Origin of the sequence: Mesorhizobium sp. M0601, assembly GCF_040320845.1 — a bacterium.
GTDB lineage: Bacteria > Pseudomonadota > Alphaproteobacteria > Rhizobiales > Rhizobiaceae > Mesorhizobium.
On sequence record NZ_JAMYQK010000011.1, the window covers coordinates 1 to 15228 of the forward strand.

The following is a 15228-nucleotide window of genomic DNA, read 5'->3' on the forward strand; positions in this document are numbered from 1 at the left end:
TTGCAGACCATCGACAACCCGTTCGGCACGAGGTTGTCACCCATGTCTTAAGTACAATCTGTTACCCATGTCTCCGGGTTGGACACATTGCGAAGTGGCGGAGAGGGAGGGATTCGAACCCCCGATGGGCTTGCACCCATGCCGCATTTCGAGTGCGGTGCATTCGACCACTCTGCCACCTCTCCGCGGTCATGGTCCGCCGTTGCCGGCGCGGCGCACTAGATAACGGCTGGACAGGCAGGTTACAAGGGCCAATCTGCCCCGGCGCCGCAGCTTCTGTCCATGCTTCTTCGAGGCTCCGGTGGCCGTTGCTCGATATTTGCAAGGTCTGGGCTTAACCCATTCGCAGCTTGCCCGCGGCGCTTGCCTTGACTCAAGCCGAACCTTCGGTTAGGGACAGCGCGCAATCGGCGTGGAGGGGTCTTCCGCGCCGCTTGTTTTTTGAACCCGCAGACTGACAAAAAGACGGCCGAACCGCCTGAAGCGGTTCATCAAGGCCGACCGAACAGCGAAAGGCAAAAAATGTTCGCAGTCATCAAAACGGGCGGCAAGCAGTATCGCGTTGCCGCCAACGATCTCCTGAAGATCGAAAAACTCGAAGCCAATGTCGGCGACATCGTCGAGATCGGTAGTGTGCTCGCGCATGGCGAGGGCGAAAACGTCACGTTCGGCGCACCGTTCGTGGATGGTGCGATGGTCACCGCCGAAGTCGTCGAGCAGGGCAAGAACCGCACCGTCATCGCCTTCAAGAAGCGCCGCCGGCAGAATTCGCGCCGCAAGATCGGCCATCGCCAGCTTTTGACCACCGTCAGGATTGCTGAAATCCTGCTGGGTGGCGCCAAGCCGGCGAAGAAGGCCGCCGCCAAGACCGAAGCGAAGGCTGAAGTTGCAGCCAAGACCGAGGCGAAGGCTGAAGCCGCGCCGAAGGCAGCAGCGAAGGCAGAGGCTGCGCCGAAGAAGGAAGCCAAGGCCGAGACGACCGAGGACAAGGCTGCCGAAGCCGCCGCACCGTTGTTCAAGGCGCCGAAGGGCGAGCCGGACGACCTGACTGTGATCAAGGGCATCGGCCCGGTCGCCGCCGGCCAGCTCAACGAACAGGGCATCACCACCTTTGCCCAGATCGCCAAGCTGTCCGACAAGGACGTCGCCAAGATCGACGAGCACATGCCGTTCAGCGCCGACCAGATCAAGGACTGGCGTGAGCAGGCCAAGGAATTGGCGAAGAAGTAGAACGAACCGACGCAATCGTCGCCGGATCGGACTTGAAACGGAACGCGAACGCGTTCATAAGATCGTTTAGGCGCCTCGCGGCGCATCGGAGTAGTTAGATGGCACACAAGAAAGCTGGCGGATCGTCGCGCAATGGTCGCGACTCCCATTCCAAGCGGCTCGGCGTGAAGAAGTTCGGCGGCGAAGCCGTGATTCCGGGCAACATCATCATTCGTCAGCGTGGCACGACGTGGCATCCCGGCACCAATGTCGGCATTGGCACGGACCACACGCTGTTTGCGCTCGAAGCTGGCGCAGTCACCTTCAACAAAAAAGCCAATGGCCGAACCTACGTATCGGTGAACCCGATGACGAAGGCAGCGGAGTAGCCGGTTCCGCACGAGAACACCGGCACCCATCTCGGGACCGGTGTCTGGCCAAGCCAGGAAATGGATCAGGGGAGATGGGTTTCCATCTCCCCTTTTTCTTGTGCCTGGAGGACTTTGATATGGTTGCCGAAGCGGAAGCGACAGACGACGAAAGTTACACGATAGATTGCCCGGTGCTCGCGACCGAGCGGCTGGTCATGCGTGCCCCGCGTGAAAGCGACATCGAGCAATTGGTGGCGCTCGCCGACAACCGCCATGTCGCGGAAATGCTGGCTCGCATGCCGCATCCCTATGGCGAGGCGGAGGCACGCGCTTTCCTGGCCATGACGGCATCGCGCCGGGCCGGAATCGCCTATGCGTTGACGCTGGCCGGCACCGAGACCTTCGTCGGCTGTGCCGGGCTCAACACCACGGATCGCGGGCTGGAGCTTGGCTACTGGATCGGCGAGCCGTACTGGAAGCGCGGCTACGCGACGGAAGCAGCGCACGCACTGGTCGACCTTGCCTTCCAGAGAACCACGATCCAGGTGCTGCACGCCTCGACGCGGGTTATCAATCCGGCCTCGCGCCGGGTCATCCACAAATGCGGCTTCCAGTATGCCGGCCAGGGCATGCTGAACTCGATCGTTGCCGGTCAGGTGCCGGTCGAGCGCTACCGTCTCGATCGCAAGACCTGGACCAGCCTGCGGAACTGGGTGCATTTTTGATGGATGCGGCTCACGTCATCTCGAGCCAGACCGGCAAGTGATCCGAACCGGCCGCTTGCCGGTCGACCCACAGGCGCCTCAGCGATTTGGCAAGCGAGGCGCTGGTGAAGACGTAGTCGATGCGCTTATAGCGGCTGGTATCGCCCGGCCGCTTGGGGTCGACCCAGGTGACGAGATCGGCGCCGGCGGCGCCGAGGCGCGTGGCAGCATCGATGGCGAGGTCGGCGGTCACCGGCATGCCGAATTCATGGTCAGGCTGGCCGGCGAGTTCGACATGTTCCGGCGATCCAGCCAGCATGTTGAAGTCGCCCATGACGACGAAGGCGTCGGGACAAGGCAGGTCCGGCAAGCCGATCTCGGCGACGCCGGAGAGCCCGCCGCCCTCGAGCGGGTATTTCAACAGACGCTGGCGCAGAAAGCGGATCTGGCTCAGGCGTTCAACCGGGCTGCGGTGGTCGAGATGGGTGGAATAGAAGCGGATCGGACCAAGCGGCGTTTCGATCAGCGCCTCCAGCGCGCCGCGCTGGAAGTTCATCGCCTCGACACTGCGGCTGCGCGGCAAAAGGAGATTGCGCGACAGATGGATCGGCGTCCTCGACAGCACCATGTTGCCGAGCTGGAAGGTGGTCGTGATGGCGCGGCCGTTCTCCAGGCGCGAGCCAGCGTCGGCTTCGAAATTGCTGCCGTAGACGGCAAAATAGTCGGGCAGCGCCTCGCCGAGGTCGGCCACCATGTCGCGGCCGCCATTCTTCGGGTTAGCGCGGGTGACCTCCTGCAGCGCGATCACGTCGGCGCCGCGCACGGCATCGGCGATACGGCCGATATCATAGCGGGCGTCGAGGCCGACGCCGTAGTGGATATTGTAAGTTACCAGCTTCATTCCGACATCTCGCGCTTGGAAAGCCGAGGATCGATTTTTCGGCAAGGGTCAACCAAATGGTACGCGTCCAGAGCTACGCGCGACGTTACAGTAGCAAAAACGGCCCTCGCCCTTCGTCCCGCCTTGCTTTAGAGCAATCCCGCAAAGCCAATAACAGAAACCATACAATCCGATGAAATTTCTCGATCAAGCCAAGGTCTACATCCGCTCCGGCGACGGCGGCGCCGGTTCGGTGTCGTTCCGGCGCGAAAAGTTCATCGAGTTCGGCGGCCCCGACGGCGGCGACGGTGGCCGCGGCGGCGATGTCTGGGTCGAGGCGGTCGATGGGCTGAATACGCTGATCGACTATCGCTATCAGCAGCATTTCAAGGCCAAGACCGGCACGCACGGCATGGGCCGCAACATGACTGGCGCCAAGGGTGCCGACGTGACGCTGAAAGTGCCGGCCGGAACGCAGGTCTTTGCCGAGGACAATGAGACGCTGATCTGCGATCTCACGGTCGTCGGCCAGCGCTTTCTTTTGGCCAAGGGCGGCAATGGCGGCTTCGGCAACCAGCACTTCAAGACCTCGACCAACCAGGCGCCGCGCCGCGCCAATCCCGGACTGCCGGGCGAAGAGCTCAACATCTGGCTCAGGCTGAAGCTGATCGCCGATGCCGGCCTCGTCGGGCTGCCCAACGCCGGCAAGTCGACCTTCCTGGCGGCGGTCACCGCGGCCAAGCCGAAGATCGCCGACTATCCCTTCACCACGCTGCATCCCGGCCTTGGCGTGGCCCGCATCGACGGTCGCGAATTCGTCATTGCCGATATCCCGGGCCTGATCGAAGGCGCGCATGAAGGTGTCGGCATCGGCGACCGCTTCCTTGGCCATGTCGAGCGCACGCGTGTCCTTCTGCATCTTGTCTCGGCGCAGGAAGAAAATCCTGCCAATGCCTACAAGACCGTGCGTGCCGAGCTCGAAGCCTACGGCAATGGGCTGACCGACAAGGTCGAAATCATCGCGCTTTCCCAGGTCGACATACTCGATGCCGACGCGCGCAAGAAGAAGGCCGCCTCGCTGAAACGCGCGGCCGGCCGCGCGCCGATGCTGCTTTCGGCAGTCACCGGCGAAGGCGTCGAAGCGGTGTTGCGCGCGCTGATGGCTGTGGTGGCGGAGGCGCGCGAAGCTGTCGCCGCGCCGGTCGAGACGCGCTGGAACACATAGCCATGGCCGCGCAATCGCTGAAAAATTATCGGCGCATTGCCGTCAAGATCGGCTCGGCGCTGCTTGTCGACCGCACGACGGGCCTGAAGCGCGACTGGCTGGCCTCGCTTGCCGGCGACATCGCCGTGCTGGCCAATGGCGGCGCCGAAATTCTTGTCGTGTCTTCGGGTGCGATTGCACTCGGCCGCACCATCCTCGGCCTCGGCAAGCGCGCGCTGAAGCTCGAGGAGAGCCAGGCGGCGGCTGCCGTCGGGCAGATCGCCTTGGCCGGCGCCTGGTCGGATGCGCTCGGCAAGAATGGCTTGAAATCGGGCCAGATCCTGCTGACGCTCGGCGACACCGAAGAGCGCCGCCGCTATCTCAACGCGCGGGCGACGATTTCGACGCTGCTCAAGATGAAGGCGGTGCCGGTCATCAACGAGAACGACACGGTGGCCACCTCCGAAATCCGCTATGGCGACAACGACCGCCTGGCGGCGCGCGTCGCCACCATGATGGGCGCCGATCTTTTGGTGCTGCTTTCCGACATTGACGGGCTCTACACGGCGCCGCCGGCGCGCGACCCGCAAGCCCGGTTCATTCCGGTCGTCGACCGCATCACCCCTGACATCGAGGCGATGGCGGGTGCCGCTGCTTCGGAATTGTCGCGCGGCGGCATGCGCACCAAGCTCGACGCCGGCAAGATCGCGACCGCCGCCGGCACCGCCATGATCATCACATCAGGCACGCGGCTGTCGCCGTTGCTGGCAATCGAGCGCGGCGAGCGCGCCACCTTCTTCCGGCCGAGCGCCAATCCGGTCAAGGGCTACAAGACCTGGATCGCCGGGCAGCTCGAACCGGCGGGGCGGCTGACCGTCGATGCCGGCGCCATCGGCGCGCTGCTCTCGGGCAAGTCGCTGCTGCCGGCCGGGGTCAAGCTGGTCAGCGGCAATTTTGCGCGTGGCGACACGGTGGCGATCCTGTCGCCCGAGGGCCGCGAGATAGCGCGCGGGCTGGTTGCCTATGATGCCGCCGATGCCGTAAGGATCGCTGGCCTGAAGACGACCGAGATCGAAACGGTGCTCGGCTACGAGGCGCGTTCGGCGATGATCCACCGCGATGACCTTGTGGTGAGCCATGCCAGTGGTGAGCAAGTAGTCGGTGACCAGGTTACATAGCGGAGGATGAGCCATGCTGACGCTGCATGAAAAATCCCGGGACGACACCATTGCGCTGATGGCCGATATCGGCCGCCGCGCGCGTGCCGCGGCCCGACCGCTGGCCATAGCTGCGGCCGAGCGCAAGCACGCGGCGCTGTTCGGCATGGCTCAGGCGATCCTTCGGCATGAGCAGGACATCCTCGACGCCAATGCCATCGACATCAGAAATGGCAGGGAGGCTGGCCTATCGGCAGCGTCGATGGATCGGCTGAAGCTCGATCCCGCCCGCATCCGCGCCATGGCAGACGGTATCAGCGAGATCGCCGGGTTACGCGATCCGGTCGGCGATGTCATTGCCGCATGGGACCGGCCGAACGGGTTGCATATCGAACGGGTGCGCACGCCGCTCGGCGTCGTCGGCGTCATCTATGAGAGCCGGCCTAACGTGACCGCCGATGCCGGCGCGCTCTGCCTCAAGGCGGGCAATCCGGTGATCCTGCGCGGCGGCTCGGATTCGGCGAATTCTTCCGCCGCTATCCATGCCTGCCTGGTCGAGGGGCTGAAGGCAGCCGGGCTGCCGGAGGATGCCATACAATTGGTGCCGACCACCGATCGCGCCGCCGTCGGCGAAATGCTGAAAGGACTTTCCGGCAATCTCGAGGTCATCATTCCGCGCGGCGGCCGCAGCCTGGTCGAGCGTGTGCAGAACGAGGCACGGGTGCCGGTCTTCGCGCATCTCGAGGGCATCTGCCATCTCTATATCGACCGATCGGCTGATCTCGACATGGCGGTCAAGATCGCGGTCAATGCCAAGATGCGGCGCACCGGGGTGTGCGGTGCTGCCGAGACGCTGCTGGTCGACCGTGCGGTCGCCGGCACGCACCTGGTGCCGATCCTCGAGGCCTTGCGGGCGGCAGGCTGCGAGATCCACGCCGATGCCGAGGCGCTGAGGCTTTATGCCGATGCCCAGCCCGCGACCGATGCCGACTGGGTGACCGAGTATCTGGACGCGATCATTGCGGTGAAGCTGGTCGACGGCGTCGCCGGCGCCATCGAGCATATCGAGACGTTCTCCTCGCATCACACCGAGGCGATCATCGCCGAGGACGCCACAGCGGTCGACCGGTTCTTCAACGAGGTCGATTCGGCGATCCTTCTGCACAACGCCTCGACCCAGTTTGCCGATGGCGGCGAGTTCGGCATGGGCGCCGAGATCGGCATCGCCACCGGCAAGATGCATGCACGCGGGCCGGTCGGCGTCGAGCAACTGACCTCGTTCAAATACCGCGTACGCGGGTCGGGACAGGTGAGGCCTTGAGCGCCGGTCTTACCCTCCCCCTTGTGGGGAGGGTGGCGAGCATCGCGAGCCGGGTGGGGGTGCGACGCTGAACTCTGCAACACCCCCACCCCGCTCCGCTTCGCGGATCGACCCTCCCCACAAGGGGGAGGGTAAGGAATCCGTATCCTCCCACTATCTGCACATGCCGCATGCCGGGAAAGGCGTGGCGGTCGGGCTGTTCGGCGGTTCATTCAACCCACCGCATGCCGGCCATGCGCTGGTCGCCGAGATCGCGCTCAGACGGCTTGCGCTCGATCAGTTGTGGTGGATGGTGACGCCGGGCAACCCGCTCAAGAATGCCGGTGACCTGGCGCCGCTGGCCGAGCGGCTGCAGCTATCCGAAAAGATCGCCAAGAACCCGAAGATCAAGGTCACCGCCTTCGAGGCGGCCCACCGCGTCCGCTTCACCGCCGACACGCTGGCGCTGGTCAAGGCGCGGAACCCGGGCGTCGATTTCGTCTGGATCATGGGCGCCGACTCGCTTCGCGACTTCCACCGCTGGCAGCGCTGGCGCCGCATCGTGATGACGTTTCCGATCGCGGTGGTCGACCGGCCGGGTGCGACGCTGTCGTTCCTGTCGTCGATGGTCGCCAAGACGTTCGACTATGCTCGTGTCGACGAAGGCGACGCACCGCGGCTCGCCCGCATGACGGCGCCGGCCTGGACCTTCATCCACGGCCCGCGTTCGTCGCTGTCGTCGAGCGCGATCCGCAAGGTGGCAAAGGGCTGAACCGGCGCGGAAGGCAAGTCCGGTGATGTCGCTTTTGCCGCTGCCTTGACCTGCTTGATGGGCGATCCTCGGTCATGACGATTCTCGAGCGCGACCAGGACAAGAACGGTCTAGGGCAGCCGGCGCCGTCGATCGCCATTGCCAGCATCCTTTTGTCGATGGCGCTGATCGCAGTCGGCAATGGGCTGATGTTCGCCTATATCCCAGTCCGGCTCGGCGCCGAGGGCTTCGATCCGACATGGGCGGGGCTGATCGTCACCGGCCTTTCGGCCGGCGGCCTTGCCGGCTGCATCCTGACCGGGCCGCTGGTGCGGCGTGTCGGCCATGCCCGCGTGTTCATGGTGCTGTCGGCACTGATCGTGCTGTCCAACGCCGCGGTCGGCGCCGGGCCGCACCCCTTGCCATGGATCGCTGCACGGGCACTCTACGGCTTTGCCATATGCGGCCTGTTCATCGTCGCGCAGAGCTGGCTGAACGATGTCGTCGCCAACGCCATCCGCGGCCGGGTCATGGCCATCTTCTATATTGCCTATGTCGCCGGGCTCGGCGTCGGTTATTCGACGCTGGCGTTGATCGATATCCGCACGGCCGACGCGCCGCTGATCGGCATTGCCTTCACCGCGCTGTCGATCCTTCCCGTCGGGCTGACGCGGCTTGCGCAGCCACCGGCGCCGCAAGCGGCGTCCGTGGCGCTCGGCCGCGCCTGGCGGATCTCCCCGGTCGGCGTTGCCGGCATGCTTGCCGTCGGCGGCCTGTCGATGACGATCTCGGGCTTTGCGCCGATCCATGCCACGGCCAAGGGCTACGGCCAGGCCGACGTCGCCTTGCTGCTTTCGGCAATGCCGATCGGCACGCTGATCCTGCAGATTCCGCTCGGCTGGATTTCCGACCGCACCGACCGGCGCTTTGTGCTGATCGCGGCGTCGGCGCTTGCCGCCGCGGCGGGCCTGTTTGCCCTCGGTTTCGACGGCGGCGCGCTGGCGGCGCTGCTTGTCATCTATGTGGTCTGGGACGGCGCCTCGGAATCGATCTACTCGCTGGCGAGCGCCCATGCCGGCGACCGCGCCGGCAAGGACGATATGGTGGCGCTGTCGAGCTCGCTTTTGTTTGCCTGGTCGCTGTCCGGCTTCGTCGTACCCGGCATTGTGACCGGGCTTTCCGCCGTCTACGGCACGCAGGCCTTCATCTATGTGGCAATCGTCATTGCCGCCGCCTACTGCCTGTTCGTTCTCTGGCGCGTCGTCATGGTGCGGCCGGTGCCCGCCACCGAGACCGGCAGTTTCGCGCCAATGACGGCGCAGGCGCCGTTGCCTGTCGATCTCGCCTTCGCGCCTGAAGATCAGCGCCGGCGCGAAGGACTTTGAACACCCTCCAGCTGGTTTCAAATGCTCTATTGCCGCGTGGCTGAGGCATCCGGCTGAGGCGCTTTCGGCGCCGGCGCCGGGACCGAAAGGCCCTCGGCATCGAACGCCTGCTTGACACTCTTGGTGAGGTCGATCTGGGTGGCGAAGAAGTCGGCAGCCGCCGTCCAGTAGCGCAAGCTGATGGCGACGGTGCTGTCGCCGACGGTCGCGACAAAGGCGATCGGCGCAGGCTGCCGCCTGACGCGCCGGTCGGCGGCGGCAACGCCAAGCATGGTCTTCTGCGCAAAATCGATGTCGTTCCAGGAGCCGATGCTGAGCGTGATGTCGCCGCGACGCACACCGTTGCGGGTGAAGTTGCGGACCGGCTGGTTCCACAGGGTCGAGTTGGGTGCAAGCACGTAGACGCCTTCGACCGTCCTCAGCGTTGTGGCAAACAGCCCGATCTCCTCGACGGTACCGGATATGGCGCCGACCTCGACATATTCGCCGATGCGGAACGGCCGCAGCGCCAGCAGCATGATGCCGGCGGCAATGTTCTGCAGCGTGCCTTGCAGCGCCAGGCCGATGGCCAGGCCGGCGGCACCGATAGCGGCAATGATCGAAGCCGTCTGCACGCCGAACTGGCCGAGAACCATGATCACGACCAGTCCCAGGATGGCGTAGCGGACGACCTGCGAGAAGAAATGGCGGAGCGTTTCGTCGAAGCCGCTGATATGGCCGAGGCCGGCATAGATCGAACGCTCGGCGAGGCCGGCGACGATGTAGCCGATGACCAGCAGGATGACGGCGCCGACCGCCGAAAGCGAGTAGGAGACGATCAGCGTGCTGAGTTGCGCAAGGCCGGATTGCACGGTGAGGAGGGCGTTCTGGGGATCGATCGGCATGTCGGGATTCCGGTTCGTGGATGAGCCGATAACCGCTGCGGGGCGAGGCGGTTCCGAATTTCTGGCCCGGAAAAGCCGCAAATTCGGCCGTTACCGGACGTCTGCTTGTGAGCGGTGTCTTGAAACTGCAACCTAACTCTGCCTATCTAAGCAGTGTCACCTGATTTCAGAGGTGATTTGGTTGTTCTTGCTGCGAAAGGAAATACACTGAGAACAGCACTGCGGAAGAAGGCCGACATCGTGCCTTCGCCGGCCGGGATCAGCGTAAACGACGCCGTGTCCCGCGCCATCAGGACAGTCCTTGCCAGTCTGGAAGACTCCAAGGCCGAAAATATCGTCTCAATCGACATTCAGGGGAAATCGAGCCTCGGCGACTACATGGTCGTCGCATCGGGCCGATCGCACCGTCATGTCTCGGCTGTTGCCGATCATCTCCTCAAGGCGCTGAAGGATGCCGGGCTCGGCACGGCGCGCGTCGAGGGGCTGGCTGGCGCCGACTGGGTCCTGATCGATTCGGGCGACATCATCGTCCATGTCTTCCGTCCCGAGGTCCGCGACTTCTACAATCTCGAAAAGATGTGGCAGGCGCCTGATCTCGAGGAGGAGACCCTCCACTGAGCCGTACTCGTCTTGATGCATGTCGTCGTCCGACATGCATCAGCGGCTCTTCGAGGCAGGGATGAAGATTACGGTTCATGCCGTGGGCCGAATGAAAGCCGGCCCCGAGAAGCAGTTGGCCGACCGCTATTTCGAGCGTTTTGCCAGGAGCGGTCCTGCCGTAGGCCTCGAATTCGCCGGGATCGTCGAGATTGCCGAAGGTCGCGCGCAGACGGCCAATGAGCGCCGGCGCGAGGAAGGCCAGAAGCTGCAGACGCACTTGCAACCGGGCACGGCGCTGATGCTGCTCGATGAGCGCGGCAAGAACCTTTCCTCCGAGGATTTCGCCGGCCGCATAGGTTCGCTGCGCGATGGCGGGCGCAAGGCGCTGGTGATCGCCATTGGCGGCGCCGACGGCCATGACCAGTCACTGCGCGACCTGGCTGATCTGACGGTGTCGCTCGGCGCGCTGACCTGGCCGCATCAGCTGGTCCGCGTGATGCTGGGCGAGCAGCTTTACCGGGCGGCCACGATCCTTTCCGGTCACCCCTACCATCGTTCATGAACTCGGCTCCGTCGGCGAATTGATGCCAGCCGCCCGGATTTTTGCCCCAATGCTCATCGACAGTTTGGGCTCATGGGGTTTGTCGATGACGGCCGGGGCTCGAACATGGTTGATGGTTCGTTAACGAAGCCGCGCATAGAGTTGGGCTTCAATGTCTGAAGACTGGAAATCACGAACGGGCTCCTGGCGCGTGCGCTGCGGCATCGCCGTGGCGACGATCGCGCTTTCGCTCGGCGTCGCGCGGGCCGAGAACACGCTCGACCTGGCGCCCGACCCGGACCAGAGCCGCGCCGAATACGAAAAAGTATCGAAAGAGATCACGCTGTCGTCCGAGCGGCTGGCCAAGCTCGCCGCCGACATAGCGGCTGTCAAGAAGGACCACGCCTCGATCACCGCGGCGCTGATCCAGTCGGCGATGACCGAGCAGAAGCTCGGCCAGGACATCGAGGACATTGGCGGCAAGCTGGAAGGGCTGAAGGCGCAGGGGCAGAAGATCCGCGCCTCACTGGCCGCCAGACGCGACGTTCTGGCCGAAGTGCTCGGCGCGCTGCAGCGCATGGGGCTCAATCCGCCGCCGGCGATCCTGGTCAAGCCGGAGGACGCATTGTCGTCGGTGCGCAGCGCCATCCTGCTCGGTGCCGTGGTGCCGGAACTGCGCCAGCAGACCGACATGTTGCTGGCCGACCTCAAGGAACAGTCGCGGGTGACGGCCTCGATCGAGGCCGAGCGGGCGCGGCTGACGGCAGCTGTCGGCGAGCAGGCGGCGGAAAAAAAGCGGCTCGGCATGCTGCTCGAAGCCAAGCAGAAGCTCGCCGCCGATACGCAAACCGCGCTGGCCGTCGAAAAGCAGCGGTCCGCGACGCTGGCGGCCAAGGCCGGCAGCCTGAAAGAACTGATCGCCTCGCTCGAGGCCGACAGAGCCCGCAAGGCGGCGGATGCGGCCAAGGCAGCCGAGCAAAAGACGGCCGACGCCGACAAGGGCCCGGTATCGGCTGCGGCGCCGACGGAATTGGCCTCGCTGCCGGTGCCGGAGAGCAACAGGCTCACCGCTGCCGCGCCGTTTTCCGCGCTTCAAGGGCAGATCGCGCTGCCGGTCACCGGCAGGATCAAGCGGCGCTTCGGGGCCGACGACGGTAACGGCGCGGTGATGCTCGGTGACATGGTTGCGACACAATCGGGAGCCATCGTCACAGCGCCGGCGGATGGAAATGTGCTTTATGCGGGGCCTTTCCGCTCTTACGGTCAACTATTGATCCTGAATGCGGGTGACGGCTATCATGTCGTCCTGGCGGGGATGAGCAGAATCAGCGTCGCGTCTGGCCAGTCGGTGCTCGCAGGTGAGCCGGTCGGCGCGATGGGAGAGGCCCGGGTGGCGAGCACCTCGGCATCGAAGAATGGAAATGCCACGCCGGAGCTCTATGTCGAGTTCCGCAAGGATGGAAAACCCGTCGATCCGGCCCCATGGTGGGCGGACCGTTTTTCTGGAAGGACGTGAATGATGCGGAAACTGTCGCTTCTGTTTGCCGGTGCGCTGATGGGTGCATCGGCGATGAGCCTGGTCTATGGCGCGCCCGGCTCGACAGCGAAAGCTGCGGGCTCCGAGACCTATAAACAACTGGCGATCTTCGGCGATATCTTCGAACGGGTGCGGGCGAATTATGTGACGCCGCCCGACGACAAGTCGCTGGTTGAAAATGCCATCAACGGCATGCTGTCGTCGCTCGACCCACACTCCTCCTACATGAATGCCGAAGAAGCGCAGGACATGCGCGTGCAGACCAAGGGCGAATTCGGCGGCCTCGGCATCGAGGTCACCATGGAGAACGACCTGGTCAAGGTGATCACGCCGATCGACGATACGCCGGCCGCCAAGGCAGGCGTGCTCGCCGGCGACTATATCGCCAAGATCGACGGCGAGGAGGTCCGCGGCCTGACGCTCAATGACGCCGTCGAGAAGATGCGCGGGCTGGTCAACACGCCGATCAAGCTCACCATCCTGCGCCAGGGCGCCGACAAGCCGATCGAACTGACCGTCGTGCGCGATATCATCAAGGTCAAGGCGGTCAAGTTCCGGGTCGAAAACGACATCGGCTACATGAAGATCACCTCCTTTACCGAAAAAACCTATGACGACCTCGAGAATGCCATCGACACCATCAAGAAGCAGGTGCCGAACGACAAGCTCAAGGGCTACGTGCTCGACCTGCGCCTCAATCCGGGCGGTTTGCTCGACCAGGCGGTGAGCGTGTCGGATGCCTTCCTCGACCGTGGCGAGATCGTCTCGACGCGCGGCCGCGACCCGAAGGACGTCACCCGCTTCGACGCGCGGGCCGGCGACGACATCGGCGGCAAGCCGCTGATCGTGCTCGTCAATGGCGGCTCGGCCAGTGCCTCGGAAATCGTCGCCGGCGCGCTGCAGGATCTGCGCCGCGCCACGGTGGTCGGCACGCAGTCCTTCGGCAAGGGTTCGGTGCAGACCATCATTCCGCTTGGCGAGAACGGGGCGCTGCGGCTGACGACGGCGCTCTATTACACGCCGTCCGGCAAGTCGATCCAGGGCAAGGGCATCACGCCCGACATCAAGGTCGACCAGCCGCTGCCGGCGGAACTGCAGGGCAGGGACCTGACGCGCGGCGAATCGGACCTCAAGGGCCATATCAAGGGCGCCGACGAAAGCACGACCGGTTCGGGTTCGGCAGCCTATGTGCCGCCGGAACCCAAGGACGATTTGCAGCTCATCTATGCCGAGCAGCTGCTGCGCGGCCAGAAGACCGATCCGGCGTTCCCGCCGAATCCGCAAAAGGCCGTGTTGAACCAGTAAGGGCAGGCAAGCCGGGCCAAACAGGTCTGGCTGCCTGAGCGAAGCGATGCGATGCTGCCGGGGCCGCGAGGCTCCGGCAGTTTGATTCGGGGGCCGCGGCCGGCATGCTGCGCGTCCAGTGAAGCAAGGGGACGCGCCGACATTTTGGATTTTGCGCCTCCGGAGAAGGTTTCACTTCGGGGATGCGCGCCGGGGATGCGGGCTTGGCTGATATCGGCAAGGACATAGAACGACCTCTCGGACAGGCGATCCGGCTGCCGCGCTCAGGCAGCGGGATCAGCGCCGGTACGGTCGCGGCCGCGCTTGTCGTGCTGTCCATGGTCGGCGTCTCCAGCGCCATCGCCTTGCGAGACAAGCCGTTCCGGAAGCTGCAAGAAGCAGCCGTTTCGACGCCGAAGACGCCGGCGGCGGATACCGTCGCCGCGCCCGCCAAGGCGACGCCCGAAATGGCTGCGCCAAGCAACGCAAGTGGGGCCAACATAGGCGGGCCGAAGACGGGCGGTCCGCAGATCATCCATGTCCAGACCGAGGGGGGCGACGCTCCACCCGAGGCGGCCATAGTCATTCGCGACCCTTCGACGATCGGCCAGAACCTCAGGGTCGCGCATATTCCCGACAAGGCGCTGGTCGAGGCCAGCGAAACCGGTCCGTTGCCGATCCGCGCCGCCGACGGCAGGCGCCCGTTCGATGTCTATGCGCGGCCGTGGTCCGGGGCTCGCGGTGCACGCGTCGCGCTCGTCATCGGCGGGCTTGCCGTGTCGCAGACCGGCACGCAGGCAGCCATAGCCAAGCTGCCGGCGGAAGTGACGCTGGCCTTCGCGCCGCAAGGCAACAGCATCGGCCGCTGGATGCAGGTGGCGCGGCAGAGCGGCCATGAGGTCATCATGCAGGTACCGCTTGAGCCGTTCGACTATCCGAACGTCAATCCCGGCCGTAACACGCTGACCGTGGCTGCAACGCCGGACGAGAATTTGAAGAATTTACGCTGGGCGCTGTCGCGAACGACCAACTACACCGGCGTCATGAACTATATGGGCGCCCGCTTTTCGGCCGACGCGACGGCGATGGGGCCGTTGATGGCCGAGCTTGGCAAGCGTGGTCTGGCCTATGTCGACGACGGTTCGTCGGCGCGCAGCCTGGCACCCGAACTGGCGCTGAAGGACGGCGTGCCGTTCGTCGGCGGCGATACGGCGATCGATGCGGTGCAGGACCGCGGCGCCATATTGAAGAAACTGGATGGGCTGGAAGCGACGGCACGGGCGAAAGGGTTTGCCGTCGGCATCGGCTCGGCTTTCGACCTGACGGTGGATACCGTGTCTTCCTGGGTGACCGAGGCCAAGAAGCGCGGCATCGAGATCGTGCCGGTTTCGGCGGTGGCCATAGATCCGGAAAAAGGCTGA

15 protein-coding genes and 1 tRNA gene are annotated in these 15228 nt (G+C 64.7%); 13 read left to right on the top strand and 3 right to left on the bottom strand.

What is annotated here, in order from left to right; genetic code table 11:
- Positions 1 to 95 precede the first annotated feature (95 nt).
- A tRNA-Ser gene (locus NKI41_RS12735) sits at positions 96 to 185 on the bottom strand.
- 337 nt (positions 186 to 522) lie between these two features.
- Here NKI41_RS12735 and NKI41_RS12740 point away from each other — a divergent pair.
- From NKI41_RS12740 to NKI41_RS12750, 3 genes are all read left to right on the top strand, one after another.
- Complete coding sequence (locus NKI41_RS12740) at positions 523 to 1230, top strand: 50S ribosomal protein L21 (protein WP_352471261.1); 708 nt, start codon at positions 523 to 525, stop codon at positions 1228 to 1230.
- 98 nt (positions 1231 to 1328) lie between these two features.
- Entirely contained in the window at positions 1329 to 1598 is a 270-nt protein-coding gene (gene rpmA, locus NKI41_RS12745; RefSeq protein WP_023678077.1) for a 50S ribosomal protein L27, read from the top strand.
- 119 nt (positions 1599 to 1717) lie between these two features.
- Positions 1718 to 2305, top strand: coding sequence for a GNAT family N-acetyltransferase (locus tag NKI41_RS12750; RefSeq protein WP_352471260.1), 588 nt, complete (start codon positions 1718 to 1720; stop codon positions 2303 to 2305).
- A 10-nt stretch (positions 2306 to 2315) separates the two neighbouring features.
- On the opposite strand, the gene NKI41_RS12755 is transcribed toward NKI41_RS12750, so the two are convergent.
- Positions 2316 to 3185, bottom strand: coding sequence for an endonuclease/exonuclease/phosphatase family protein (locus NKI41_RS12755; protein ID WP_352683292.1), 870 nt, complete (start codon positions 3183 to 3185; stop codon positions 2316 to 2318).
- Positions 3186 to 3357: 172 nt separating this feature from the next.
- Between NKI41_RS12755 and obgE the strand changes: the two genes are divergently transcribed.
- The 5 genes from obgE to NKI41_RS12780 all read left to right on the top strand — a co-directional run bounded on the left by obgE (position 3358) and on the right by NKI41_RS12780 (position 8961).
- The gene (gene obgE / locus NKI41_RS12760) at positions 3358 to 4389 is read left to right on the top strand and encodes a GTPase ObgE (protein WP_352683294.1); all 1032 of its coding nucleotides are present in this window, start codon (positions 3358 to 3360) and stop codon (positions 4387 to 4389) included.
- Positions 4390 to 4391: 2 nt separating this feature from the next.
- Positions 4392 to 5546 carry a glutamate 5-kinase gene (proB, locus tag NKI41_RS12765; protein ID WP_352683296.1) on the top strand — a complete coding sequence of 385 codons (1155 nt, stop codon included), beginning with the start codon at positions 4392 to 4394 and terminating at the stop codon, positions 5544 to 5546.
- Positions 5547 to 5559: 13 nt separating this feature from the next.
- Entirely contained in the window at positions 5560 to 6846 is a 1287-nt protein-coding gene (locus NKI41_RS12770) for a glutamate-5-semialdehyde dehydrogenase (RefSeq protein ID WP_352683299.1), read from the top strand.
- 163 nt (positions 6847 to 7009) lie between these two features.
- The gene (locus NKI41_RS12775; protein ID WP_352683301.1) at positions 7010 to 7597 is read left to right on the top strand and encodes a nicotinate-nucleotide adenylyltransferase; all 588 of its coding nucleotides are present in this window, start codon (positions 7010 to 7012) and stop codon (positions 7595 to 7597) included.
- A gap of 74 nt (positions 7598 to 7671) precedes the next feature.
- Complete coding sequence (locus NKI41_RS12780) at positions 7672 to 8961, top strand: MFS transporter (protein ID WP_352683303.1); 1290 nt, start codon at positions 7672 to 7674, stop codon at positions 8959 to 8961.
- Between the two features lie 26 nt (positions 8962 to 8987).
- Here the strand turns inward: NKI41_RS12780 and NKI41_RS12785 are convergent, their stop codons facing one another.
- Positions 8988 to 9845, bottom strand: coding sequence for a mechanosensitive ion channel family protein (locus NKI41_RS12785; RefSeq protein ID WP_352683305.1), 858 nt, complete (start codon positions 9843 to 9845; stop codon positions 8988 to 8990).
- 240 nt (positions 9846 to 10085) lie between these two features.
- Here NKI41_RS12785 and rsfS point away from each other — a divergent pair, with 240 nt between their 5' ends.
- The 5 genes from rsfS (at position 10086) to NKI41_RS12810 (ending at position 15228) form a co-directional block, all read left to right on the top strand.
- Positions 10086 to 10463 (top strand): ribosome silencing factor, encoded by a 378-nt coding sequence (gene rsfS / locus NKI41_RS12790; protein WP_352683307.1) that lies wholly within the window; start codon positions 10086 to 10088, stop codon positions 10461 to 10463.
- A 61-nt stretch (positions 10464 to 10524) separates the two neighbouring features.
- Entirely contained in the window at positions 10525 to 11007 is a 483-nt protein-coding gene (gene rlmH, locus NKI41_RS12795) for a 23S rRNA (pseudouridine(1915)-N(3))-methyltransferase RlmH (protein WP_023678067.1), read from the top strand.
- 151 nt (positions 11008 to 11158) lie between these two features.
- Positions 11159 to 12502 carry a murein hydrolase activator EnvC family protein gene (locus NKI41_RS12800; protein WP_352683309.1) on the top strand — a complete coding sequence of 448 codons (1344 nt, stop codon included), beginning with the start codon at positions 11159 to 11161 and terminating at the stop codon, positions 12500 to 12502.
- Positions 12503 to 13828: a S41 family peptidase gene (locus NKI41_RS12805; protein WP_023678065.1), complete on the top strand. Its 1326-nt coding sequence runs from the start codon at positions 12503 to 12505 to the stop codon at positions 13826 to 13828.
- A gap of 203 nt (positions 13829 to 14031) precedes the next feature.
- Positions 14032 to 15228 carry a divergent polysaccharide deacetylase family protein gene (locus NKI41_RS12810; protein ID WP_352683310.1) on the top strand — a complete coding sequence of 399 codons (1197 nt, stop codon included), beginning with the start codon at positions 14032 to 14034 and terminating at the stop codon, positions 15226 to 15228.